Annotated in this window: 24 protein-coding genes; 13 read left to right on the forward strand and 11 right to left on the reverse strand. The window is 59.7% G+C overall.

The annotated features are described in order from the left end of the window. Positions 1-25: 25 nt before the first annotated feature. On the reverse strand, positions 26-802 hold the full coding sequence (locus C8N31_RS11445) for an IclR family transcriptional regulator (RefSeq protein ID WP_025049651.1): 777 nt from the start codon (positions 800-802) through the stop codon (positions 26-28). A 163-nt stretch (positions 803-965) separates the two neighbouring features. After that, complete coding sequence (locus C8N31_RS11450) at positions 966-1454, reverse strand: class I SAM-dependent methyltransferase (protein ID WP_025049650.1); 489 nt, start codon at positions 1452-1454, stop codon at positions 966-968. Positions 1455-1598: 144 nt separating this feature from the next. Here C8N31_RS11450 and C8N31_RS11455 point away from each other — a divergent pair, with 144 nt between their 5' ends. The 4 genes from C8N31_RS11455 to C8N31_RS11470 are packed head-to-tail and all read left to right on the forward strand — an operon-like array spanning position 1599 to position 7444. After that, entirely contained in the window at positions 1599-3368 is a 1770-nt protein-coding gene (locus C8N31_RS11455; RefSeq protein ID WP_025049649.1) for an ABC transporter ATP-binding protein, read from the forward strand. Beyond that, positions 3361-5268, forward strand: coding sequence for an ABC transporter substrate-binding protein (locus C8N31_RS11460; RefSeq protein WP_025049648.1), 1908 nt, complete (start codon positions 3361-3363; stop codon positions 5266-5268). The genes C8N31_RS11455 and C8N31_RS11460 overlap by 8 nt, the downstream gene beginning before the upstream one ends. Continuing rightward, entirely contained in the window at positions 5265-6293 is a 1029-nt protein-coding gene (locus tag C8N31_RS11465; RefSeq protein ID WP_025049647.1) for an ABC transporter permease, read from the forward strand. The genes C8N31_RS11460 and C8N31_RS11465 overlap by 4 nt, the downstream gene beginning before the upstream one ends. Beyond that, entirely contained in the window at positions 6290-7444 is a 1155-nt protein-coding gene (locus tag C8N31_RS11470) for an ABC transporter permease (RefSeq protein ID WP_025049646.1), read from the forward strand. Before C8N31_RS11465 ends, C8N31_RS11470 begins: the two co-directional genes overlap by 4 nt. An 88-nt stretch (positions 7445-7532) precedes the next feature. Here C8N31_RS11470 and C8N31_RS11475 read toward each other — a convergent pair whose 3' ends face one another. Then, entirely contained in the window at positions 7533-8309 is a 777-nt protein-coding gene (locus tag C8N31_RS11475) for an MBL fold metallo-hydrolase (RefSeq protein WP_025049645.1), read from the reverse strand. A 55-nt stretch (positions 8310-8364) separates the two neighbouring features. Next, positions 8365-10794 carry a mechanosensitive ion channel family protein gene (locus tag C8N31_RS11480; protein WP_025049644.1) on the reverse strand — a complete coding sequence of 810 codons (2430 nt, stop codon included), beginning with the start codon at positions 10792-10794 and terminating at the stop codon, positions 8365-8367. A 191-nt stretch (positions 10795-10985) separates the two neighbouring features. Between C8N31_RS11480 and C8N31_RS11485 the strand changes: the two genes are divergently transcribed. Genes C8N31_RS11485 through C8N31_RS11520 form a run of 8 tightly spaced genes read left to right on the forward strand, consistent with a single transcriptional unit; the run spans position 10986 to position 18757 of the window. Continuing rightward, a complete protein-coding gene (locus C8N31_RS11485) occupies positions 10986-12266 on the forward strand; it encodes a nucleotide sugar dehydrogenase (protein WP_025049643.1) in 1281 nt (426 codons plus the stop codon). Between the two features lie 23 nt (positions 12267-12289). Next, positions 12290-13501, forward strand: coding sequence for a glycosyltransferase family protein (locus C8N31_RS11490; RefSeq protein WP_025049642.1), 1212 nt, complete (start codon positions 12290-12292; stop codon positions 13499-13501). Continuing rightward, positions 13498-14739 (forward strand): glycosyltransferase family 4 protein, encoded by a 1242-nt coding sequence (locus C8N31_RS11495; protein ID WP_025049641.1) that lies wholly within the window; start codon positions 13498-13500, stop codon positions 14737-14739. Before C8N31_RS11490 ends, C8N31_RS11495 begins: the two co-directional genes overlap by 4 nt. Then, positions 14739-15812 carry a glycosyltransferase family 4 protein gene (locus C8N31_RS11500; RefSeq protein WP_197021541.1) on the forward strand — a complete coding sequence of 358 codons (1074 nt, stop codon included), beginning with the start codon at positions 14739-14741 and terminating at the stop codon, positions 15810-15812. Before C8N31_RS11495 ends, C8N31_RS11500 begins: the two co-directional genes overlap by 1 nt. Further along, positions 15809-16396, forward strand: coding sequence for a histidine phosphatase family protein (locus tag C8N31_RS11505; RefSeq protein WP_025049639.1), 588 nt, complete (start codon positions 15809-15811; stop codon positions 16394-16396). Before C8N31_RS11500 ends, C8N31_RS11505 begins: the two co-directional genes overlap by 4 nt. Continuing rightward, positions 16393-17529 (forward strand): glycosyltransferase family protein, encoded by a 1137-nt coding sequence (locus C8N31_RS11510; protein WP_025049638.1) that lies wholly within the window; start codon positions 16393-16395, stop codon positions 17527-17529. The genes C8N31_RS11505 and C8N31_RS11510 overlap by 4 nt, the downstream gene beginning before the upstream one ends. Further along, positions 17526-18284, forward strand: coding sequence for a polysaccharide deacetylase family protein (locus tag C8N31_RS11515; protein ID WP_025049637.1), 759 nt, complete (start codon positions 17526-17528; stop codon positions 18282-18284). The genes C8N31_RS11510 and C8N31_RS11515 overlap by 4 nt, the downstream gene beginning before the upstream one ends. Next, positions 18281-18757 (forward strand): class I SAM-dependent methyltransferase, encoded by a 477-nt coding sequence (locus tag C8N31_RS11520; RefSeq protein WP_025049636.1) that lies wholly within the window; start codon positions 18281-18283, stop codon positions 18755-18757. Before C8N31_RS11515 ends, C8N31_RS11520 begins: the two co-directional genes overlap by 4 nt. Here the strand turns inward: C8N31_RS11520 and C8N31_RS11525 are convergent. The 5 genes from C8N31_RS11525 to C8N31_RS11545 form a co-directional block, all read right to left on the reverse strand. Next, positions 18754-19584: a 3-oxoadipate:acetyl-CoA acetyltransferase gene (locus C8N31_RS11525; protein WP_025049635.1), complete on the reverse strand. Its 831-nt coding sequence runs from the start codon at positions 19582-19584 to the stop codon at positions 18754-18756. The two genes, C8N31_RS11520 and C8N31_RS11525, sit on opposite strands and share 4 nt — an antisense overlap. Positions 19585-19642: 58 nt before the next feature. Further along, complete coding sequence (locus C8N31_RS11530) at positions 19643-20155, reverse strand: alkylphosphonate utilization protein (RefSeq protein WP_025049634.1); 513 nt, start codon at positions 20153-20155, stop codon at positions 19643-19645. 35 nt (positions 20156-20190) lie between these two features. Then, positions 20191-20373: a hypothetical protein gene (locus tag C8N31_RS11535; RefSeq protein WP_025049633.1), complete on the reverse strand. Its 183-nt coding sequence runs from the start codon at positions 20371-20373 to the stop codon at positions 20191-20193. 281 nt (positions 20374-20654) lie between these two features. Then, complete coding sequence (gene lepA / locus C8N31_RS11540) at positions 20655-22454, reverse strand: translation elongation factor 4 (protein ID WP_025049632.1); 1800 nt, start codon at positions 22452-22454, stop codon at positions 20655-20657. A 111-nt stretch (positions 22455-22565) separates the two neighbouring features. Further along, positions 22566-23132, reverse strand: coding sequence for an MAPEG family protein (locus C8N31_RS11545; RefSeq protein ID WP_025049631.1), 567 nt, complete (start codon positions 23130-23132; stop codon positions 22566-22568). 247 nt (positions 23133-23379) lie between these two features. On the opposite strand from C8N31_RS11545, the gene C8N31_RS11550 reads away from it, so the two are divergent. Then, a complete protein-coding gene (locus C8N31_RS11550) occupies positions 23380-23730 on the forward strand; it encodes a hypothetical protein (RefSeq protein WP_231476898.1) in 351 nt (116 codons plus the stop codon). 6 nt (positions 23731-23736) lie between these two features. Here C8N31_RS11550 and C8N31_RS11555 read toward each other — a convergent pair whose 3' ends face one another. Together C8N31_RS11555 and C8N31_RS11560 are read right to left on the reverse strand one after the other, a co-directional pair. Continuing rightward, positions 23737-24336, reverse strand: coding sequence for a GNAT family N-acetyltransferase (locus tag C8N31_RS11555; protein WP_025049629.1), 600 nt, complete (start codon positions 24334-24336; stop codon positions 23737-23739). A 16-nt stretch (positions 24337-24352) separates the two neighbouring features. Beyond that, positions 24353-25054, reverse strand: a complete 702-nt coding sequence (locus tag C8N31_RS11560) for a DNA helicase (protein ID WP_025049628.1) — start codon at positions 25052-25054, stop codon at positions 24353-24355. Positions 25055-25186: the final 132 nt, after the last annotated feature.

Genomic DNA, 25186 nt, shown 5'->3' on the forward strand with positions numbered 1-25186 from the left:
TCCTTGGTGTTCTGTTCGGGTGGATCTAACCGCGCCGCGCAAGGGCGGGCGGCAATCCGATTTGTTTTTCAAAGCTGCGCACAGCATCGCGCAGGGCCGGGCCGACCTCGGCCATCATTCGTTCGTCGGGCAAGTCCTGCGGCAGTGCCCCGCAGGTAAAGGCAACCGATTCTCCGAATTCGCTGGCATAATAGGGCACGCTGACCGCGTTGACTGTACCGGCGTATCGGGTGGGCTGCGGCGCGATGGTAAAGCCTTGCCCGATCAACTGGTCATACCCATCCTGCCGGTAGCGGGTCAGCGCTTCATCCGGTTCCAGCGCGGCAAACCGGTCATCCCCCAAGGTGGCCAACACAGCCAGACCAGAGGACGATCCATAGATCGGAATGCGGTGGCCGGGATCAAGCCAGATCGCAGAGACCCCTTCGGGCCGCCATGTCTTGGCCAAAAGCATCCGGTCGCCATCGCGCACCGCAACCAGCGCCAATGTGCCGGTCTGGTTCGCCAAACGCTGTAAAGTGTTGGACGCCAGATCAAGGAAACTGACCGAGAGCGAGGCAACCGATCCAAGCGCGACCGCCGCCGGACCCAGCCGAAACCGGTCATTGCGGGCCCCATGGCTGAGATAACCCAACTCGCACAGCGTATAGGACAGGCGCGTCACGGTTGGCTTGGGCAGGCCGGTCCGCTCTGCAATCTCGGCGTTGGTCAACCCGTCGTCGCTGGCACGAAAGGCCTGCAAAACACCCAAGCCCCGCGCCAAAGTATTGGCGAATTTTCGGTCTGTGGGCGCAGCCGTCATCGCGCAGGCAACACACAAGGCACGACAGCCGGTTGGCACTTACTCTGACAGTCTGATTTGTTTCGCATTGCAAAACGCCGTTTCAATAAATTCCCCAGCGCAAGCTAGTCCGCCCTCCAAAGAGACGCAAGAGCAGCACCCAGAGAATCTTGGTCAGGAAAAGTTAGCTTGCGCGATAGATAAAACAGCGGCCCGCAAACGCCTCCGGCGGCAGCGGCAGCTCTTCTAGCGCATCAAAATACATCCGGTCACTGGCCACCATGATACCGCCCTTGGCCAGCAATGGTTCAACCAGCGGCGAAATCGCCCGCGCAAAGGCATCGTTCTTGGCCCGGTTGTGCCCGCCCAGATCTGCATGAATCAACGCGGCAGTGGGGCCAAACCGTTCCAGCGCCGCAGGCAAGGTGTCATGCACGTCCCCCAAGATCAGCTGGCCATCGGGCGGCATGCTGTCTGGATGCGAGGCCACCGCGCGTTCGAACACATAGATGTCGCGGTCCGGCATGGTTTCCACCATGTGATGATAGGTCCGGCCGTTGCCGAGGCCCAATTCAAACACCGGTCCCTCCATCCCCTTTGTCAGGTCATTGGCATGATCCAGACAGGCGCGTTGCGACACCATGCGGGCGATAAAGAGGTCCAGTCTGCTCATGGTAGGCTCCTTTGGGCAATTTCGTCGATACATTGAGGAATGTAAGCTTCATGTCCAGCAGTTGCGACCAGCTACTGGACGAATGCGCCGGAATCGGCTTCACTCTGGTTCAAAGTATCACCTTGCCCTGACGACAGGACCAAAATGCCACCAATACTCGAAGTAGATGCGCTTACGATCGGCTTCGGAAACGCAGAACCTGTCGTGCGCGATGTCAGCTTTTCCGTGAATGCCGGAGAAACGCTTGCGCTGGTCGGGGAAAGCGGGTCCGGCAAAACGTTGACCTGCCGCAGTGTGCTCAAGATCCTGCCCGAGGCTGCACAGATGCGCAGCGGTCGGATCACCTTTGCCGGAAGCAGCGGCGCGGTGAACCTGCTGGATGCTTCGGAAAGGCAAATGCGCCAGGTTCGGGGCAACCAGATCTCGATGATCTTTCAAGAACCGATGCGGTCGCTTTCGCCACTCCACCGGCTTGGCAATCAGGTGGCCGAGGTGTTGCACATCCATCGCGGGCTGAGCCTGAGCGCGGCCAAGCGCGAGGTGCTGGAACAATTTGAGAAGGTTGGCTTTGTCGATCCGGAACGTGCCTGGCGCAGTTATCCGTTTGAGATGTCGGGCGGGATGCGGCAGCGTGCGATGATCGCGATGGCCATGGTCGCCAAACCCGAAGTGTTGATCGCGGACGAGCCGACAACCGCATTGGATGTGACCACACAAGCGCAGGTGCTGGGCCTGATCCGCAAGTTGCAACAGGACACAGGCATGGCGGTGATCCTTGTCACCCATGATCTGGGCGTGGTGGCCAACATGGCGCAGCAGGTTGTGGTGATGAACAAGGGCCGCGTTATGGAAGCGGGCCGCGCCACTGATGTATTGGGCGCACCGGCGCATAGATACACCGCCAAACTATTTGCAGCGGCGCCGATGATCCCCGAGGTCGCCAAACCGGCACGGGCAATGGCCCGCGATGACGTGATCCTTGATCTGCACAATGTGACCAAGACATTTACCTTGCGGGCGGGCGGATGGCGCAAGCCAGTGCAAGTGACAGCCTGCCGAGATGTGAATTTACAGGTCGAACGCGGCAAAACCCTTGCTGTGGTTGGGGAAAGCGGATCTGGAAAAACCACATGTGCGCGGGTCGCCTTGGGATCAGAACGCCCCGACGCCGGCGGCGAGGTGTTGTTCCATCCGGGGAGCGGCCAAGACCCTCTGCCTGTGCATGACATGACCACCGCCCAGCGTACCGCCTTTCAACGCGAGGCGCAGATGGTGTTTCAAGACCCCTATTCATCGCTCAGCCCCCGGATGCGGGTGTTGGATGCTTTGACCGAACCGATGGACATTCACAAAATTGGCAACCGCGCCGACCGCCGAGATAAAGCGGCAGAGATGTTGCGGCTGGTAGGGCTTAACCCTGATATGCTGGGCCGCTATCCGCATGCGTTTTCGGGCGGGCAGAGGCAACGCTTGTCAATTGCACGGGCGCTGACGCTGGACCCCAAATTGCTGATCTGTGATGAACCGACTTCCGCACTGGATGTTTCGGTTCAGGAACAGATCCTGACCTTGTTGGAGGACATTCGCGATCATGCGCAGCTCAGCTACCTGTTTATCAGTCACGATCTGGCCGTTGTGGCGCGGATCGCCGATGAAGTGGCTGTGATGCGGGCCGGTGTCATCGTTGAGCAGGCCCCGCCCGACACGCTTTTTTATAACCCGCAGCACCCCTACACCAAGGCACTGATCGCCGCGCAACCAGAGCCGGATATGTCCCGCCCGATTGATCTGCAACTGGTGGCCAAGGGTGCGGGTGCGCCGACTTCCTGGCCTGAGATGTTCCGCTTTGACGGCCCGGATGCGCCCGCGCTGCGTGAATTGGAACCCGGACATATGGTGCGTTGCCATGCGTAAACTGCTTTGCCTTTTGATATGTCTCGCTGGCCCGGTCTGGGCGCAAGACAATACGCAGGAAACCTCCTTTTGGGCGATGGAAGTGCAAAACGGCGACCTGCCCCCGATTGCGGACCGTTTGCCAGATGTGCCCTTGGTCGTCGATCTGGAGGCAAAGGGCCGCACCTACGGCACGCAGGGCGGCACATTGCGCACTTTGGTTTCACGCACCAAAGACGTCCGGCAGATGGTGGTTTACGGCTATGCCCGTTTGGTGGGCTATGCGCCCGATTATTCGCTCTACCCGGACATCCTGCGCGATTTTGAGGTGTTCGAGGATCGCCGCTATACCCTGCATCTGCGGCCCGGCCACAAATGGTCGGACGGTGCGCCATTCACCTCGGATGATTTCCGCTATTGGTGGGAAAATGTCATCAACAACGATGAAATCACCCCGACCGGACCGCCGGATTTCATGTTTGTCGATGGCAACCTGGGCAGCGTTACCTTTCCCGATCCCCACACAGTTGTTTTTGAATGGCCCACGCCCAATTCCAACTTTCTGCCGCTTTTGGCACAGGCCAGCCCGCCGTTCCTGTACCGGCCCGCCCATTACCTGCGCCAGTTCCACGTTGATTTTGCCGAAACAGAAAACCTCGCCGAAGAGGTCCGCCGCGCCCGCGTAAAAAGCTGGGCCGCGCTGCACAACAAACGCGACAACATGTACAAGTTCGACAATCCCGCATTGCCGACGTTGCAGCCTTGGATCAACGCCAGCGGGCGCGGCTCGCGCAAACTGTTTGTGCGCAACCCATATTATCACCGCATCGACAAACGCGGGGTCCAACTGCCTTATATTGACGTGGTCGAGATGACGATTGTCAGTGCCGGTCTGATCGCCGCCAAAGCCAACGCCAGCGAGGTTGATCTACAAGCACGCGGGCTCGATTTTCCTGACATTTCGATCCTCAAGAAGGGCGAAAGCGATGGTGGCGATTATCGCACCTTGCTGTGGGCCAATGGCGCGGCCAGCCAGATTGCGATCTATCCCAACCTGAATTTCCGCGATCCGGTTTGGCGTGAGGTGATGCGCGATGTGCGGTTCCGCCGGGCCCTGAGCATGGGTATCGATCGGCGCATGATCAACCGGGCGCTCTATTTCGGATTGGCCCATGAGGGCGGCATGACTGCGCTCTCTTCCTCCCCCCTGCATGACCCTGAGGATCTCACGTCTTGGGCAACGCTGGACGTGGCCCGCGCCAATGCTTTGCTTGACGAGATGGGCCTGACCGATCGCACCCCTGCGGGCATTCGCAAACTAACCGATGGCCGGCCGATGGAGTTTGTGATCGAAACCGCAGGTGAGCGCCAAGAGGTTGAGAATGCCTTGGCAATTGTCACCGACACCTGGCGCGAGCTGGGAATCAAGCTGATCATGCGCCCTCTGGACCGTGATATCCTGCGCAACCGGGTTTATGCGGGCGTCAGCATGGCGGCGATCTGGTTTGGCTGGGACAACGGATTGCCCACACCGGCCACATCGCCCAAGTACCTCGCCCCAACCAATCAGGAATTCTTTTCATGGCCCAAGTGGGGGCAGTTCTACCAAACTTCCGGCAGCGCCGGTGAAGCCCCCGACATGAAGCACCCGCAGCGGCTCATGCAGTTGGCCGATGACTGGAGCCACACCTTTGATCCCAGCCAGCGCCGCGCGATCTGGCGCGAGATGCTGGATATCCATGCCGATCAACAATACGCCATCGGCATCCTGTCCGAAGCGCCGCAGCCGGTTGTGGTTTCCAAACAAATGCGTAACGTTCCCGAAACGGGGATCTGGGCCTTTGAACCCGGTGCGCATTTCGGCATCCACCGGATCGACGAATTTTACTATGAGAACCCGCTACAGCAGGTGACCCAATGATGTTTCTCCGCTATGCGGTCTACCGGTTTTTCACCATGCTGCTCACCCTTTGGGTGGTCTCGATCTTGGTGTTCGTCATCATCAATCTGCCGCCCGGTGATTACCTGTCCAACCAGATCGCGGAACTGCGGGCTACGGGTCAGGCCGAAGGGGTCGCCAAGGCAGAATTCCTGCGCACAGAATATGCGCTCGACCGCCCGTTGTGGGAACAATACCTGATCTGGGTCGGCTTCTCACCGGGGCCAAACGGGTTTTCCGGGCTTATTCAGGGTGATTTTGGCTGGTCTTTCGAATTCGACCGCCCCGTAGGGGAAATTGTTGGCGATGCGCTTTGGCTGACGGTTCTGGTCAATCTGGCAGCGGTGCTCTTTGTCTATTTGATTGCCTTGCCGCTGGGTGTGCTGGCGGCGGCGAAATCGGAAACATGGGTGGATTACACCGCCGGTTTTGTGGGCTATCTGGGTCTCGCGACCCCCAACTTCCTGCTGGCGTTGATCCTGTTTTACTATGGACACAAATATTTCAACCTGCCCATCGGCGGGCTGATGGACCCGGTCTATGAAGGCCAGCCGATGTCATGGCTCAAGGTCAAATCCATCTTGCTGCACATGATCGTGCCAACCTTTGTGATCGGCACCTCCGGCGCGGCGGCCATGATGCAACGGCTGCGCGCCAATATGCTGGACGAGCTGAGCAAACCCTACGTCGAAACCGCCAAGGCCAAGGGACTGGCCCCCGCCAAACTGCTGGCGAAATATCCCCTGCGTATGGCCTTCAACCCCTTTGTCGCGGATATCGGCAACCTGCTGCCGGCGATGGTGTCAGGCTCGGTTCTGGTCTCCGTGGTGCTGGGCCTGCAAACGATCGGGCCCTATCTGCTGGCCGCCCTGAAATCCCAAGATCAGTTTCTCGCAGCATTTGTGCTGATGTTCGTGGCGCTGCTGACGCTGATCGGGACGATGATCTCAGACATGTTGCTGGTGCTGCTTGACCCGCGCATCCGGTACGGAGGGCGCGGCGCATGACCATTCAGCCAGACAACCGTTTTGTCGACACCGAACCATGGATCGACGACGCCGACATCAGCGCCCCCGAGCGGGCGGAAATGGATGCGCCGGGTTGGCTTTTGACTTGGCGCAAATTCCGGCGGCACAAGCTGGCGCTGATCTCAGGGCTGTTCCTGTTGCTGTGCTATCTGATGTTGCCCATCGCCGGCTTCATCGCGCCCTATACACCCAATGAGCGTAGCGCCGATTACCTTTATGCCCCCCCACAAAGCATCAATCTGTGGCACGAGGGATCGTTTGTCGGCCCTTACGTCTATCCGGTCACGGCCAAGGCCGATCTGGTCAATTTCCGCTGGACCTATACCACCGATGAAACCCGGCCCATGCCGCTTGAATTTTTCTGCGAGGGGGACGACTACAACCTCTTTGGTGTGATCCCGTCAGACACCCATCTGGTCTGCGCCCCCGATGGCGCAACGCTGTTCCTCTGGGGGTCCGATAGATTGGGGCGCGATGTGTTCAGCCGCATCCTCTACGGGGCGCAGCTGTCCCTGACGGTTGGGATCATCGGCATCACAGTGTCATTCTTGCTGGGCATCACATTCGGCGCAATGGCAGGCTATTTCGGCGGCAAAACCGACTGGATCATCAACCGCGCGATTGAGATCCTGCGCTCGCTGCCGGAACTGCCGCTGTGGCTGGCGCTGTCTGCGGCGGTGCCCTCCAACTGGGGGCCGGTCGCGGTTTTCTTTATCATATCGATCATCCTGGGCATCCTCGACTGGCCCGGCCTCGCCCGTGCGGTGCGCTCCAAATTCCTGTCGCTGCGCGAAGAGGAATACGTCAAAGCCGCCGAAATGATGGGGGCGCGGCCTGCCCGCGTGATCCGCAGGCATCTGCTGCCCAACTTCATGTCACACCTGATCGCCAGCGCGACCCTATCCATCCCGGCGATGATCCTTGGCGAAACCGCACTCAGCTTTCTCGGCCTCGGCCTACGTGCGCCCGCGGTCAGCTGGGGCGTGATGCTCAACGATGCACAGAACCTCGCCAGCATTGAAATCTACTGGTGGACTGCGATCCCGATGCTGCCAATCATTGTTGTGGTACTGGCCTTCAACTTCCTTGGTGACGGGCTCCGCGCCTCGCTTGATCCATACAAAAGCTAATCCCCCCTTTTTGGCCCTAAATATTCCGGGGGGCGCGGGGGGCTGGCCCCCCGCATCGGTCGGGTGCCGCAAGGCACCCGAAACCAGGTCAGCCATACCAAGGCGCAAACCGAACCTCTGTATCGCCCCCCACCATCTTGGCAAAGGCTTCGGGATCTTGCGTGCCGCCATCGCGGCCACGGTAGTGATAGGGATAGACAAACCGCGGGCCAAACTCCGACACCGCTGATGCCGCCGCATTTGCGTCCATCGTGAAGGGCAGGTTCATACAGACAAAGGCCAGATCAATCCCTGTCAGCGCGCGCATCTCTAGGATGTCTTCGGTATCGCCTGAAATATAGACGCGAAAGCCCTCAAAATTCAGCACATAGCCGTTGTCGCGGCCCTGCGGGTGAAAGTTCTTGCGCTCTTCGGTGATGTTGTAGGCCGGGATCGCCTCGATCTTGAGGCCCTGATAATCCGCCATCCCGCCATTTGCGACCTCGGAGGCCTGCGCCTTCATCTCTTCCGACAGCTTGCCAAACACAGCCGGATTGGTGATCAGCTTTGTGCCATCCTTCACCAAAGCCTTCAGCGTATCTGCATTGTAGTGATCGCCGTGTTCATGAGTGATCAAAACCAGATCGGCCTCCGGGAACTCTTCGTATTGGGCAGGCTCGCCCACCGGATCGACATAGATCGTGCCTTTCGGTGTCTCCATCACGATGGAGGCATGGGCCACGGGGTGTACTTTGATCATGCCTGCGGGGGTGTCGAAACTGTCGCTGGCATGGGCTGCGGCCCGCGCGGCAAAAGGCAGCAATGTGATCGTGCCAGCGCCGGCTGCGGCGCCAACGAGGAAATGTCTACGGCTTGTCTGGGTCATGTCGCTCTCCTGGGTTGCTAATCTAAGATCTAGAGGGAGAGCGGGCCATTTCAACTCAACGGTCGTCGCCGCCGCTTGGGCCGTCCTCCTGCTGCTCTTCTTCCACATGAGCCTGCGCGGCTGCTGTGACGGCGCGTTTTTGGCCCTCGTCCAATTCTTCAACCTTGCCATCCGCCAACCGCACAGTGACTTCACGGTGGGCAAATTTGACGCCTTCGCGTTCAAACAATTCGCGGATTTCTTCGTAGACCTTCTTGCGCACCAACCATTGATCACCCGGTTTGGTCATGAACTTGACCCGGATGATCATCGCGCTGTCTTGCATTTCGATCACGCCTTGGGATTTTAGTGGCTGGATAAAGTTGTCGCCGATCACCGGATCGCTGAGCAGTTCCTGACCCAGTTTCTTGATCAATTTGCGCACCTTTTCGACGTCAGTGTCATAGGTCACCCGCAGGGGCAGTTTCATGATCACCCAGTCGCGGGAATAGTTGGTCATCACCTGCAATTCGCCAAACGGAATGGTGTGTAACGCACCAAGGTGGTGGCGCAGCTGGAAGGACCGGACCGAGATCTTCTCGACCGTGCCTTTGACCCCGCCAACGTCCAGATATTCGCCTTTGCGGAAGGCATCATCGAACAAAAAGAACGCCCCGGCAAAGACATCCCGTACCAGCGCCTGAGAGCCAAAGCCGATGGCGACCCCCACGATGCCCGCACCGGCAAACAACGGGCCAACGTTGATGCCGACTTCCATCAACACGATCAAGATGATGGTGACCACAACCACGATCAGCACGACATTGCGGAACAGCGGCAGCAGGGTCGCCAAACGGCTCGCCGATGATCCGCCGCCTTCGTCGCCCAATTCACCCTCTTCCTGATCGCCAGCCTCTTCGGCGATCTTGGTGTCGATCCAGATCCGGAAGGCGTGGTAGACGATATAGCCGATGAAGATGATCACCATGATGTCCAGCAGCCTGTCGGCAAAGCTCTCGACCATTTCGGCACTTTCGTTGTCCCAGATGTAGAAGAACGCATAGGTGCCTGCGACAAAGGCAAGGATACCGGCGACACGCCGCGCAAGGGCCTCGAATGAATTGAGCGAATGCCGGATGGGATGCGCCGCGCGGGCCGCTTCTTCGGCGGCGCGGGCCTCGGCCAGCTCAAGCTCAAGCCGTGCAGCTTCGGCTTCGCTGTTTGGGGTTTCGCCCATTTGAGCATCCGCCAGCGCCCGCGCTTTGGCCTCTTCCTCGTCCCGGATGGCGTTCAGCTGGCGCAGTGCACGGGCCCGGGCAAAGCTGCGTTCGATCAGGTAATTGATCACCCCGTAGACCACGATGATTGAGACCAGGATGCCATAGGCCCCCGCAATCAACGGGAAGGTACTGGGGTTGGCGAGCACCAGATCAAAGGTCAGATCGAACCATGCCAAAATAACATAGACGATCACCGCCGGTGCCCAGAGACGGGCCAGCGTGCGAACGATGAAACTGCTGTCCGATGGCGCACGGCCATTGCGCAGCGCATTGGAAATGGCGCGGCGGTTGACCAACACCAGCAAGATATTAAGCAACACGATACCCGCCGACATGACCGAAAACAGGAAGGCATAAACATCATAGTTCAGCCCCAACTCACCGATCCAGACCCCGAACAGAATGCTGCAAATATCCAGCGTTCCCAACACCCAAAGCCAGCGGTGAAGGCGCTTGGCCTCGGCGTCAGTCAGCGCGGGAATGCGGTATTGGGACAGGAACGGCGACAGGATCATCCGCCATAGGCCCGCAATGAAACGGCAGGTGAAATAAGCGATGTTGATCAGGGCTGCGGTGAACTGCATCGCAGTGTCTGTCAGTTGGCCAAAGATGACAAAGCCCAGAATATAAGCCACCACCATCGACACCAGAATGCCCACAACTCCTAGCAGGAACCGGAAGATCAGGAACGGCATTTTTTCGACATAGCCGACCGGGTTTTCCTGAATGCGGGCGACGACAAAACTGCGGGCGATCCGTCTGCCAAAGACCTGCGCTTCGACAAAGGCACCGGCTGCAAACAACAACAGGCTGTACAGCACCGCTTTGCCAAAGGCGGCGATGGTCCCGTCCGGGCTGGCGGCGCGCAGGATATATCCAACCTCGGCAAAGGCATCGGGCAGATCCAGCAGGCGATCGATCAAGGCAGAGCGGAACTTGACGATCTGGTCCTGGGTTTCCATCAATGCAGAGGATCCCGCCTCGCCCTCGCCCGCAGATGCCGCCGTATCCGCACTGTCTTGGCTCAGCAAATTGCCCTCGCGGTCGATCACAACCACACCGACGCCATTCTCAGCGGCTTTTTGCATGATTTCGTCGATGTTCGGCGCGTCTTGTGTTTCGGTCTTCGTGGGCATCAGCGACCCCAAAACCTGCGCCGATGCGGGCAGGGACAATCCGCCAAAAAGCAGGCCCAGAACCATCGAAACCAAAATCAAAACGCGCATAAATCCCCCACTGGCCATTTGGCCTTACCTCACGCTAAGTCAGCGACCAGCCCATTGCAATTAAAGGGTGATCGCCCCAAGTCACGATTGTGCGTTCAGTCCCTGCACCGTTTTGCATGATGGATCAAACTATGCCATAGCAGTGACATGCCTTTGGGCCAAAACACCACGACAATACCAAGGAACGACCCATGGCAAACCCCGACAAATCCGAACGCATTGCTGTGCTGGGCCTTGGCTATGTCGGCCTGCCTTTGACGGTTGCCTTGGCGCGGGAAGGGTTTGACGTTGTTGGCCTTGATACCCACGCCCCTGCAGTTGCGGAGTTGCGCGCAGGGCGCGACCCTAATGGCGAGGTCGCGGATGCCTCTGTTGCAGGATCATCGGCGCTGTTTACCCATGACGCCGCTGATTTGGCGGGCTGCACCGCGTTTATCATTGCGGTGCCAACACCGATCACGGACGCAAAGACACCCGACCTTGGTCCGGTGCTTGGGGCCTGCGCCACCATTGCGCCGCATCTGACGAACGGCGCTGTGGTGATCCTGGAAAGCACGGTCTATCCCGGCGTCACCGAAGAGGTCTGCGGACCGGCGCTGGCCGCGGGCAGCGGGCTTGATGCAGGCAGCCAGATCAAGCTGGCCTATAGCCCCGAACGGGTGAACCCAGGTGATGCCGAACATTCGATGGAAAACGTGGTCAAAATCATCGCCGCGCAGGATGATGAAACCCTCACCCGTGTTGAGGCGATCTATGCCCCGGTGGTCAAGGCGGGGTTGCACCGTGCCTCCACAATCATGACCGCAGAGGCCGCCAAAGTGATCGAAAACACCCAGCGTGATCTCAACATCGCACTGGTCAATGAATTTGCCCTGATCTTTGCCCGGCTTGGCCTTGATACGCTTGAGGTTCTGGAGGCCGCAGGGACCAAATGGAATTTCCTGCCCTTCCGCCCCGGCCTTGTTGGCGGGCATTGTATCGGGGTCGATCCCTATTACCTCACCTACCGCGCCGAACAGCTTGGCTATCATCCTGAGGTGATCCTCGCCGGGCGCCGCATCAATGATCACATGGGCGCACATGTGGCCCAGACCCTGATCAAGGCGATGCTGGCCCGCGACATTGGTGTGCGCGGGGCAAAGGTGCTGATCCTTGGTTATACCTTCAAGGAAAACTGCGCCGATACACGCAACACACGGGTCGCGGACATTGTGACTGAGCTGGCGTCCTATTCGGTACAAGCCGATGTGCATGACCCATGGGTTGGCGTGGACAGGTTGCAGGGAGAACACGCGGTCACAGGCATTGCAGAGCCACTGCAAGGCACCTATGACGCGATCATTGTGGCGGTCGGGCACCGCGAATTTGTCACTCTGGGCCCGGATGCAATCCGCGCCTTGGGCAAACCGGGGGCTGTGCTCTATGACATCAAGGGAATTTTTGGTAAATCAGGCAGTGATCTGAGGCTCTGAACGGATATCGGCAGGTGAATTTTATGGCGCAAACCGAAGACGGGCCGATCAACGGCAGCGCGGCCTCACGCCGGGTGATGTTTTACAGCCACGACACATTTGGCCTTGGACATCTGCGCAGGTCGCGGGCGTTGGCCTCTGCCCTTACCGAAGGGGACGACAACGCCTCGGCCATCATCCTGACCGGATCACCCGTTGCCGGTCGGTTTACCTTTCCTGAACGTGTTGACCACATCCGCCTGCCCGGTGTGACCAAGCTGCCCGATGGCAGCTACATCAGCCAGACCCTTGGCCTTGATATCGACCGCACCACCGCCCTCAGGGCAGGTTTGATCCAAAGTGCGGTCGAACAATACCAGCCCGATTTGTTGATCGTAGACAAAGAGCCAACTGGCTTTCGCGGCGAGCTGCTGACCACATTGGAGTGGCTGCGCAAAGAGGGGCGCACCCGTGTTGTTCTTGGCCTGCGCGATGTGCTGGACGAGCCCGAGGTGCTGGCCGCCGAATGGGACCGCAAAGGCGCGGTTGAAGCGACCGAACGCTATTACGATGAAATCTGGGTTTACGGTGTGCGCGATGTTTATGACCCATCCGAAGGTCTGCCGTTGTCAGAGGCGGCCCGCGCCCGCATGCATTGGACAGGATACCTGCGCCGCGAAGTAACCGATGCCACTGACACGCCCGATCATCCTTATGTATTGATCACGCCCGGTGGTGGCGGTGACGGGGCGGCGATGGTGTCGCTGGTGTTGTCGGCTTATGAACAAGATCCGGATCTGTCACCCAAAGCCGTGCTGATCTACGGGCCGTTCCTGTCTGGTGAAGTGCGCGAGGCCTTTGACGCGCGGGTGGCCAAGCTGGATGGCCGCGTGACCGCCATGGGTTTTGACAGCCGGATCGAAGCGCTGTTTGCCGGGGCCGAGGGCGTGATCTGCATGGGCGGGTATAACACCTTTTGCGAGGTTCTGTCCTTTGACCGCCCGGCGGTGATTGTGCCGCGCACCAAACCGCGGCTCGAACAATGGATCCGCGCCAGCCGGGCCGAGCAGCTGGGCCTTGTGCGGATGCTGGACGAAACCCGCGACGGTATGACCACTGATGCAATGATCCGCGCCATTCGCAACTTGCCGCAGCAGGGCAAACCATCGGACGCCGGTGCAGACGGGCTGCTGGATGGTTTGGACGTGGTGGTGGAACGCGCACGGGCGCTGATGCAGAAAGACGATAACTCATGAGCCATCCCAAACTTGCTGTCGTGGTCAAAGGCTGGCCGCGCCTGTCCGAAACCTTCATCGCCCAAGAACTTGTCGCGCTGGAAGAGGCCGGACTGGAGTTTGACATCTGGTCGCTGCGCCATCCAACGGACAAGAAGACCCATCCATTGCATGATCGGTTGCAGGCCAAGATCCGTTATCTGCCGGAATACCTTCGTAATGAACCTCGCCGCGTGGCCACCGCCATGGGGGCGGCTGCCGCGATGCCCGGCTTTGATGCCGCCGCAGCGGCCTTTGCCGCAGATGTAGAGCGCGACGACACTGCCAACCGCCGCCGCCGTTGGGGGCAGGCTTGCGTTATGGCCGCAGAAATGCCCGAAGACGTGGCGGGCATCTATGCACATTTCCTGCATACGCCGTCTTCTGTTGCCCGCTATGCCGCAATTTTGCGAGGCATGCCGTGGTCGTTTTCTGCCCATGCCAAAGACATCTGGACATCACCAGACTGGGAGCTGCGCGAGAAGCTGTCAGCGACCTCTTATGGCGCGGCCTTTGGGGCCACTTGCACCGGTTTTGGCGCAGAGCATTTGCAAGGGCTGGCCGACACGCCCAGCCGGGTCGATCTGGTGTATCACGGGCTTGACCTGTCGCGTTTTCCTGCACCGCCTGAGCGGACCTCGCGCAACACCGGTGCGCCGTTTCACATGATGTCCGTCGGGCGTCTGGTGGAAAAGAAAGGGTTCGACAATCTCATTGATGCGCTGGCACTGCTGCCCGCCTCACTCAACTGGCACTGGACCCACATCGGCGGCGGGGCCTTGGATGCGGTTATGCGGGACCGGGCGACGGCACATGGCATTGCAGACCGGATCACTTGGCGGGGCGCCTGTGATCAACCGGAGGTGATCGACGCGATGCGGGCAGCGGATCTCTTTGTGCTGCCTTCGCGGATTGCCGCAGATGGTGACCGTGACGGCCTGCCCAATGTCTTGATGGAAGCGGCCAGTCAAAAATTGCCGATCCTCAGCACACCGGTCTCTGCCATCCCCGAATTTATCGACAGCGGCACTCATGGTGTTCTCAGCGATGACGCGCCTGCCGCTCTGGTAGAGGCGATGCAAGGTTTTGCCTCCGTTCCCACACAAGGGGCCGCGATGGCCGAGGCTGCTTATGCGCGGCTCACGCAGGATTTCCTGATGCATCCAGGGATTGAGCATCTCAAAAAGCGGCTGCTGGCGATGCTGGCGCAGGCGGGCTGATGCGGCTTGCGTTCTATGCGCCGATGAAACCGCCGGATGATCCTTTGCCATCAGGGGATCGCAGCATCGCACGCGGACTGGTTGCCGCACTGGATCATCTCGGCGCTGAGGTCACCTTGGCCAGCCGGTTTCGCAGCCGCGATGGCAGGGGCAACACTGAAGTACAGGCCGATCTGATGGCGCAGGCCACGTCCGAAATCACCCGTGCCGTGGCGCAGGGCAAAACGGCAGGCTGGCAGGCATGGCTGACCTATCACAACTACTACAAAGCGCCGGATCTGATTGGCCCGCATGTGGCCGCAGCACTAGGCATTCCTTATCTGCAGATCGAATCCACCCGTGCCCGCAAACGTCTTGACGGGCCATGGGCCGCCTTTGCCAAGGCCGCCGAAGCCGCCTCTGACGCGGCGCAGGTGATCTTTTACTTTACCAAACATGACGCAGAGACCCTGCACCGCGATGCGCCACAATCACAGGTCTTGATCCACCTGCCGCCATTCCTGAACCGGGACACCTTGCCTGCCGCCTCGGATTTGACCGGACCGATGCTCAGCGTCGGCATGATGCGCAGCGCGGCCAAATTGCCGTCATACCGGATCATCGCGGAGACATTGGCGATGTTGCCAGACACGGGGTGGTCCCTACAGATCGCCGGTGACGGGCCTGCCCGCGCCGAGGTGGATGCCCTGATGGTCCCGTTCGGGGACAAAGTCCGCTGCCTTGGAGCATTGGACGAAGCCGCGCTGCGAGAGGTATATCGCACATCCAGCCTGTTATTCTGGCCCGGCATCGATGAAGCCTTTGGTATGGTCTACCTTGAAGCCCAAGCCGCAGGTCTGCCGGTGATCGCCCAGGACCGGCCGGGGGTGCGCGAGGTGCTGGCAGGTGTCTCCTATCCGGCCGTCCAAGACGGACCCGCCGCATTGGCCGCGCGGATCACCGACTTGATGAACAACCCGGCCAAACGCCACAAAGCCGCATCGGAGGCACGCAACATGATCACCCAACATCACCTGTTGCCCGCCGCCGCACAGGTGCTGCGCCGCGGCTTGGCAGAGGCAGGTGTCCAATGACCGCCCGCCTTGCCCTTTTGCGCCACGGCCACACACCATGGAACCGTGCAGGCCAAATTCAGGGCCGCACGGATATCGCCCTCGATCCCGAAGCCGTGGCGCAGCTGTCCCGCTTGCGTCTGCCGCCGCCATGGGATGCCGCGCACCTTTGGTCCAGCCCGTTGTCACGGGCTGCTGATACCGCTGCGTTGGTGGCGGGCCGTGCTGCGCAAACGGATGCCGCGCTGATCGAGATGAACTGGGGCGATTGGGAAGGTCTCAAGGGCGCGGATCTCAAGGCCGATCCGGACGCCGCCTATTTGGATATTGAGCAATGGGGTTGGGATTACACTCCGCCCAATGGTGAAAGCCCTGCTGCCCTCAGGGATCGTTTGGTCCCATGGGCCGAGGCCCTGCGCGGAGATCATGTGGCTGTGTGCCATATCGGCGTGATGCGGGTGCTCTTGGCCCATGCGACAGGATGGGATTTTGACGGCCCCGCACCCTTTGCGGTCAAGCGGAACCGGCTTTTTGTGCTCGAGCTTTCTGAGGGCAATTGGACAGTGAAAGGCGCCCCCGTTCGCCTGATTGAGGCCGCACCATGAAGGTTATGATCGTTGTCACGCACCTGCTTGGCACCGGGCATCTGTCGCGGGCGCTGACGCTGGCGAAGGGATTTGTGCAAGCGGGCCATGAGGCCGTGGTTGTCTCTGGCGGCGTGCCAGTGCCCCAGCTTGATCCGGGTGACGCGGCGCTGCTCCAACTGCCTGCGCTGCGGTCCGATGGTGTGAACTTTGCCCAGTTGCTGACGGCGGCGGGCAACCCGGTGGACGACGCGATGCTGCACGGGCGGCTTGACGCGCTTTTGTCCGTGCTTGACGATCAAGCGCCTGATGTTTTGCTCACTGAGTTGTTCCCCTTTGGCCGCCGCGTGCTCCGAGCAGAGTTTATCGCGCTTTTGGAGGCGGCAAAGGCGCAGGACAAGCCGCCGCTGATCCTGTCGTCGATCCGTGATATTCTGGCGCCGCCTTCCAAACCCAAGAAGGCCGCCTTTGCCGATGAGGTGGTAGAGCGGTTCTATGATGGTGTGTTGGTGCATGCCGATCCGATGATCACTCCGCTAGACCTCAGTTGGCCAGTGACCGAGGCGCTGGCAGAACGTTTACGCTACACCGGCTTTGTCGCACCGCCGGTTGCAGACACGCCAACAAAAGCTGGCGAAGGTGAAGTGATCGTCAGCGCTGGTGGCGGTGATGTGGGCCGCGGTGTGTTTACCGCTGCGCTAGAGGCCGCGGCGGGTGATCGGGCAAGACCATGGCGGCTCTTGCTTGGTGGTGCAGATGCTGCCGAACGTTGCGCAGCATTGGCAACAGAGGCGGCAGATAACGTAACGATTGAACCCGCCCGCCCGGACTTTCGCGCAATGCTGCACGATGTGGCGGCCTCTGTATCGCTGTGTGGCTACAACACCGCGCTGGACGTATTGCAGGCCGGATGCCCGGCGGTGTTTGTGCCCTTTGACGCGGGAAACGAAGTAGAACAGGGCATCCGCGCCCGCGCCTTGACGCAGCAGAACGGGATCGCCGCGATCCGCAGTGCCGAGCTGACGCCAGAGGGTTTGCTGCACGCCGTGCAAGAGGTCATTGCCGCCCCTGCCCGCGCCCCGATGAAGGCCGGGTTGGACGGCGCCCGCGAAACCGTGCGCATCGTCGAACACATGTACGAGGCGCGGGCGTGAGTGTTGATTGGTCTCCTCTGAAGGCCGAGATGGCAATCTGGCGGCGCGAGGCGCGGGTGCTGCCAATCTGGTGGCGCGATGACGATGCTGTAAAAGGCACTCCAGCCTTGGCGCAGCTCACCGGATTGGCCGAAACCTTGGGCCTGCCAGTTCATCTGGCGGTGATCCCCAAGTTTGCGCAAGCCTCGCTTATTGAGCTGTGCCGTAGCCCTTGGGCGGTGGCGATGGTACATGGCTGGGCGCATCAGAACCATGCGCCGGAAGGCCAGAAAAAGGCCGAGTTCGGATGGCCCCGCGACGGCGCCACAGATGAGATCCAACAGGGCATTGGCGCACTAAAACAGATGTTTGGCGCGATTCTTGTACCGGTGTTTGTGCCGCCTTGGAACCGTATTGATGCGGGTTTGATCGCAGCCTTGCCTGATCTGGGGTTTGCCGGACTGTCCACCTTCACCCCCCGTACCGCACGATTGGCCGCGCCAGGCCTCGTGCACATCAACACCCATGTTGATCCGATCTATTGGAAAGGCGGCGGCGGTTTGGTGCCGCCCGAAGTACAGATCGCCGCAATGGTGCAAAACCTGCAAGACCGCCGTTTTGATCGCTCAGACAATGCCGAGCCTATGGGCTTTCTCACCCATCACCTTGTGCATAATCGCGACATTTGGGCGTTTACCGAGGCCTGCCTTGGCACCTTGCTGGATGCCGGGGCCGTGCCCTGCAATTTACATGACCTGAAAGGAAATCTGCCATGAGCCGATTGGAATCCATGCGCCGGAGGCTGGAGGCGCAGATTGACGGGCTGAACTGGGCCGCAGAGACCATCCGCGATGTTGCGGGCGATGTTCTGGAGATGGGTCTGGGCAATGGCCGCACCTATGATCACCTGCGGCAGGAATTGCCCAATCGGCGCATCTGGGTGATTGACCGCGTGTTGCAACCACATCCATCTTGCGTGCCACCACAAGAGAACTTTCTGCAAGGCGAGGCGGACGCGATGCTGGCCGAACTGGCAGAACGCGGGACGCGGATGGCATTGGCGCATTATGACTTTGGCTTTGGCGTCAAGGAAAAGGACGTCGAAGAAGGTGCAAAGCTGTCACCCCTGATCGCGCCCTTGATGGTGCCGGGGGGATTGATCGTCTCGCAACAACCTTTGACTGGGTTCACCCAAGTCAGCGGGCCGGACACAATCGACCCGGAACGCTATCTGTTTTATCGCAGTTAAGCCGGACGCAGGCCTAAGATCTGCCGTGCTTGCGCAGGGGTCGCCACGGGGCGCTCGTGCTTTTCGCAAATATCTGCGGCGCGTTGGACCAGCGCCGCATTGGATGGGGCAAGGGTCTCTTTGTCCCAGCGCACGTTGTCTTCGAGACCGGTGCGGGTGTGACCGCCTGCCGCGATGGACCATTCGTTTAGCACAACCTGATTTGGCCCGATCCCCGCCGCGCACCATTGTGCATCAGGGGCCAGCCGTTTGACCGTTTCGATATAGAAATCAAAGGTCGGGCGATCGACAGGCATGGCGTTTTTCACCCCCATCACGAACTGAATATAAAGCTGCCCCGGAATGCGCCCGTCGCGGTTCATCTCTGCGGCCTTGTGAATGTGGCTGAGGTCAAAGGCTTCGATCTCTGGCTTGATCTCATGGGTGCGCATCTCGCTCGCCAGCCAATCGACCAAATCCGGCGGGTTCTCATAAACGCGGGTGGGAAAATTATTGGACCCCACCGAGAGCGACGCCATATCCGGACGCAGCGGCAGCATCCCGCCCCTCGCCTGCCCGGCACCAGACCGTCCGCCTGTAGAGAACTGAATGATCATGCCGGGGCAATGTTTGGTCACGCCCTCTTGCAAGGCTGCAAATTTGTCCGGGTCCGAGGAAGGCGTTTCATCCGCGTTGCGCACATGGGCGTGGCAAATGCTCGCCCCTGCCTCAAAAGCGGCATGGGTGCTTTCGATCTGTTCCGAGACGCTGATCGGGACGGCGGGATTGGCCGCTTTGGTCGGGACAGAGCCGGTGATGGCAACGCAGATGATGCAGGGATCAGACATGGGGTTTCCTCAGCTAAGGCCATGCCAGTGTTCCACAGCGCCCCGCCGAAGTCGAGCGTCAGCGGCGTTTCACAAACGCGGTCAGAATGACGATCCGCTGCCCCTCAACCCGGCCCTCGATATGCGCAGGGTTGTCCTGCACCAGCGATATTTTATGCACCGCCGTGCCACGTTTGGCAGTAAAGCCCGCACCTTTGACCGGCAGATCCTTGATCAGAACAACCGTATCGCCTTGGCTCAGCGGTTGACCGTTGCTGTCACGGTGCGCGCTGTCTTGGGGGACGTTATCCGCCCAAGCGCGGGTCTCGTCATCCAGATAGAGCTGATCGGCCAGATCACGCGCCCAATCGGTCTCTAGCCGCGCCAGAATGCGGGCGGCCAGAACCTGTATCGCCGGATCTTCGGACCACATGGTCGAGGCCAGCACGCGGAAATGATCGGGCGCCGGCGCAGCGCTGGCGATCTCATCGGCGCAGAGGGTGCAGATGTGAACAGACGCCCCCTCAGGACCGCCCGGAACTGGCGTTTCGATCAAAGGCGTATCGGGGGCGGTGCAAAGCGGGCATGTCATGCCCCTGCCCTACCCCATTGATGCCGAAGGGGGAACTAAAGACTGGTGATCTTTTTCGCGACCATCAGCGTGACCGGAACAGCCACCACAGCGCCCGCCGCCGCCGCGATCAGGATCGGCGTCAACGTGTCATATCCGGACGCGAGAACGGCAATGACACCGGCCCCGGCAAGGGTGGAACCGATGATGGAATAAAGCATGGAAGCAAGGCGAAGCATGAGGAGACCTTTCGCGATTTGATGTTACCGGAAAGATATCTGGCGGCGGGGCGGTGCGCTTTGATTTGAGTCAAAAGGGAAAGGGTTTGTTGGGTTTGATTGGATGGTTTTGAGGCCAGATCATTTGCATTGAATTTGGAGGTTGCGACACAGTGATGCCCCGTTCGCCCCATTAGGGCGCCATCAAAGTGCGTTGTTCAATGGGGTGCGCAGAGCCGCTTTCAATCAGTCACCGCACTTACAAACGTTACCACAGATCAACTGGCCCGGTGAACCCCGGTCTACCCATCCATCTTAAGCGCCGAAATAAACGCCTCTTGCGGGATATCCACCTTCCCAAACTGGCGCATCTTTTTCTTACCGGCTTTCTGCTTTTCCAGCAGCTTTTTCTTACGGGTCGCATCACCGCCGTAGCACTTCGCGGTCACGTCCTTGCGCATCGCCGAGAGGGTTTCACGCGCGATCACCTTGCCGCCGATGGCCGCCTGGATCGGGATTTTGAACATGTGACGCGGGATCAGATCCTTGAGCTTTTCGACCATTGCACGGCCGCGCGCCTCAGCCCGGTCGCGGTGCACCATAGTAGACAGCGCATCCACCGGTTCATCGTTCACAAGGATCGACATTTTCACCAGCGCATCCTGACGGTAGCCGATCATCTGATAGTCAAATGAGGCATAGCCCTTGGTCACCGACTTCAGGCGGTCATAAAAATCAAACACCACCTCGTTGAGCGGCAGGTCATAGACCACCATCGCACGTGAGCCAGCATAGGTCAGGTCTTCTTGGATGCCGCGGCGGTCTTGGCACAGTTTCAGCACATCACCGAGGTATTCGTCCGGCACAAGGATTGTCGCCTTGATCCGCGGTTCCTGCAAATGGTCCACCAGCGTCATGTCGGGCATGTCGGCGGGGTTGTGCAGCTGTGTGACCGTGCCATCCTTCATGTGGATGTCATAGATCACCGATGGCGCGGTGGTGATCAGGTCGATGTTGTATTCCCGTTCAATCCGGTCGCGGATCACCTCAAGGTGCAAAAGGCCAAGGAAGCCGCAGCGGAAGCCAAAGCCAAGCGCGGCAGAGGTTTCCATCTCAAAGCTGAAAGAGGCGTCATTGAGGGCAAGCTTTTCGATGCTGTCGCGCAGGTCTTCGAATTCGGCGGCATCTACGGGGAAGAGACCACAGAACACAACCGGTTGCGCCGGTTTGAAGCCCGGCAGCGCGTCGGTGGTGCCCTTCTTTTCGTGCGTGATGGTATCGCCCACACGGGTGTCGCGGACCTGTTTGATCGAGGCGGTGAGAAAGCCAAGCTCGCCCGGGCCAAGTTCATCAATTTCGGTCATTTGGGGGCGGAACACACCGATGCGGTCCACATGGTGGGTGGAGTTGTTGGAGAGCATGCGCACACGCTCGCCCTTTTTCAACACGCCATCCATGATCCGCACCAGAACGATCACACCGAGATAGCTGTCGTACCACGAATCCACCAGCATCGCCTTGAGCGGTGCATCGCGGTCGCCTTTCGGGGCGGGCAATTTGGTCACGATTGCCTCAAGCGTGTCTTCGATGCCGATACCGGTTTTCGCTGACACCTGAATCGCCTCGGTGGCGTCAATCCCGATCACATCTTCGATCTGTTCGGCGACGCGGTCACAATCGGCGGCGGGCAGATCGATCTTGTTCAGAACAGGAACGATCTCATGATCCGCCTCAATCGCGTGATAGACATTCGCCAATGTCTGCGCCTCGACGCCCTGGGTGCTGTCGACCACCAAAAGCGAGCCTTCCACCGCACGCATGGAGCGGGAGACCTCATAGGCAAAGTCGACGTGGCCAGGGGTGTCGATCAGGTTGAGGACATATTCCTCACCATCCTTAGCGGTATAATTGATCCGAACGGTTTGCGCCTTGATTGTGATGCCGCGTTCGCGTTCGATATCCATGCTGTCGAGCATTTGCTCTTTCATATCGCGATCCGCCACGGTGTGCGTGGATTGGATCAAGCGATCGGCAAGCGTGGATTTCCCGTGGTCGATGTGCGCCACGATGGAGAAATTGCGGATATGTGAAAGCGGTGTCATGCAGGGGATATGATGCGCTTTGGTGGTGTGGTCAAGGTGGATTCAATGCAGGCCTGACATGGCTCAAACCCCTGTGGCGCTTGGGCCGAAGCGCCGCCAACCCAGCGGCACTTACAGGATCAGTGCCAGCGCCAGATAGCTGCCCATCCCATAGAGCGCGATCAAGCTGACGCTCATGCAAATCCCGCGCAATCCATCGCGTCCCGTCAGATAGGCAAAGCCATGGCCAAGACGGCCCAGCGCAAAGCCGATGATCCAGACCTGCGCCGCGATTTGGACCGGAGAGATCAGGCTAAGCGTGATGGCCAGCATGGCGAAATAGACGGTGTTTTCCGTGGCGTTGCGGTGAGCGTTGTGCTGACGCTCAAGCTCGGTTTCCGCCTCTGCGGTTATGTCTGCGCGGTTGTGATCACTGGCCGCCCATTCCTCGGGCGTGGCCTTGAGATCATATTTCAGGCGGGTCAGTTCCGTGGTTGTCATCAACACCGTGTGATTGATCACCAGCAGCACTGCACCCATCGCCAATGCCGCGATCAGGGCTTTTGATGGCAGCGACACTACAGCTGCATCCACACCAAACAACAGCAGGTTCATGGCCAACGCGATGGCAATAAGCGCGACGGGATAGGCAATGATGATTGCACGGAACTTTGCCTTGTTGTCTTTTGCAGGGGCCATGACTCTTTGCCTTTCGCGCTCAAGCGATCAAACTGCGGCATTCACGCTGTTGCGGCAAGTCCGGAAAACCAGCCCTTGGTCAGGCATCAGCGGCTCCAATGGGCGGCTGCCGCCCAGATGGACTGTTCCAAACAAACGTGAATTGCCCCCTCGCGCAGAATAGGTCATACTTTGGCCAAAGCAGTAAGGGTCTGAACGGGGCAAACCCGGGGCCAACAAATCGAGGCAGTTTACGATGTTGCGGATAATGATTGCGCTTGTTGCGGTGCTGGGCCTGACGGCCTGCGGCGGATCACGCTATAGCAGTGCCAATGCGCGGGGCTACAAACCGGCACCTGTACTTTTTGCCACCGGCCCCATCCAGAAAGCCTGTCAGCAGGCCAATCGCAAATCCGCGTCACGGGCGAGATGCGGCTGTGTTCAGGCCGTTGCGGATCGCGAGCTGTCGAATGCCGATCAACGCCGCGGCGCCAAGATGTTCAGCGACCCGCACCAATTGCAGGAAATCCGGCAGTCCGACAACGCCAGCAACGAACGGTTCTGGAAGGCGTGGAAGGCCTATGGCAAGGTCGCTGCCGAACTTTGCTCTGCGTCCTGATCCGACCTAAAGCTCTCTGATCCAGAATTGCAGCGGTTTGGCCGTTTCATCCGCCTGATCAATGTCTTTCCATTTGAACTGCGCCACTGCCCCCTCCAGTGGGGCATAGCCGCGCGCGCGCCAGAAATCATCCAGCGGGCGGTAGGTTGCGGGGCGTTTGGAATGATCGGCGGGGCGATCGACGCCACAAAAACAGCAGTTGGAAAACCCCAACCGGCGGGCGTGGGCCTCTCTGATGTCAAAAAACCGGTGCCCGATGCCATGACCGCGGTACGCAGGCAGCAGGACGCTTTCTGCGCAATAGAACACATCATCCAAAGCGATGCCTGTGCCGTCAAAGGCCGCAGCAAAATCATCGGCGTGATCCGTCAGCGGTGTGCCTGTGCTGGCCCCCACCAGATCAGCGCCGTCATAGGCCCCGACAACGATGGCGCGGCCCGACTTGCGGTAGGCTTGCAGATAGCTTTCCTCGTACGCCAGATCCCCATCGTACAAGTAGGGCCAGTCCCGGAACACAACGATCCGCAGGCGGGCCACATCTGCCAAAGCGGGCCCAAGATCCGCGCCGGTCAGGGCGCGGACATCTAGCTGATCTGGTTTTGCCATTGGCACCCTCTGTTCGTCAGGCAACAGCCTGTAGGCTGATCCTACCGGCGTTCAGGAAAATACACCGGTCAAAGATGCCTAAATCCGCCGGATCGGCAAGGCGCACATCCGCAAGGCCGGGGCGGTTTAGCCCCGCCCCGTCAAAGTGGCGGTCAATCTGGCTGAGGCAGACGATGATTTGCCCGCGGGCCTTCGCAAAGGTTTTGAGCGTGGCAAGCTGGCTGTCCAGATCGGGGGTGCTGCGCCGCTCGCAGAGGCGTTGCAGATAGTCGATGACAATCACCCCGCCCGTGGGGGCAGCGGCGTGCGTTTCCACTATATGCCCGGCACAAATACCATCCGAGGTATCAACCTTGATTGCCCGTCCTTCCAGCCCGGTTTCGGCCAGCAAATCCCGCACTGTTTCGCCAGAATACTCCAAGGTCAAAAAGGATGCTGCCTGCCCCGCCGCGGCGGCTTCGGCCAAAATCTCCAACGCGAGCACTGTCTTGCCTTCACCGGGCCGGGCCCCGATCAGGACCAGATCCCCCGGATCAAGCTGCGCCAGCAGGCGCGCCGCGCGGCCGGTGGCCGCGTCACGCTTGGCCAGATGGCTCCAGTTTTGGAAGCCCTCCTGAACCGCGATCCGGTCAAGGGCCGCGCTGTGAGGCAGTTTTCCCGTACGGGCCAATTGTCGTGCCTTGCGTTTGAGAACAAAAATCGGGGCGGATAATAGCATTTTGAAACCTCCTGTGCGCAGGTGTCACAATCCCTCCTGATGTGGCGGCGCGTACAGGTTCAAAGCTGTGCCAACTGCCCTGCATGTCACATGCTTCCCCAGCGGAGGGAGGCGGCGCGGGCAACGCCGTGC

This window comes from Sulfitobacter mediterraneus (assembly GCF_003054325.1).
Classification (GTDB): Bacteria; Pseudomonadota; Alphaproteobacteria; order Rhodobacterales; family Rhodobacteraceae; genus Sulfitobacter; species Sulfitobacter mediterraneus.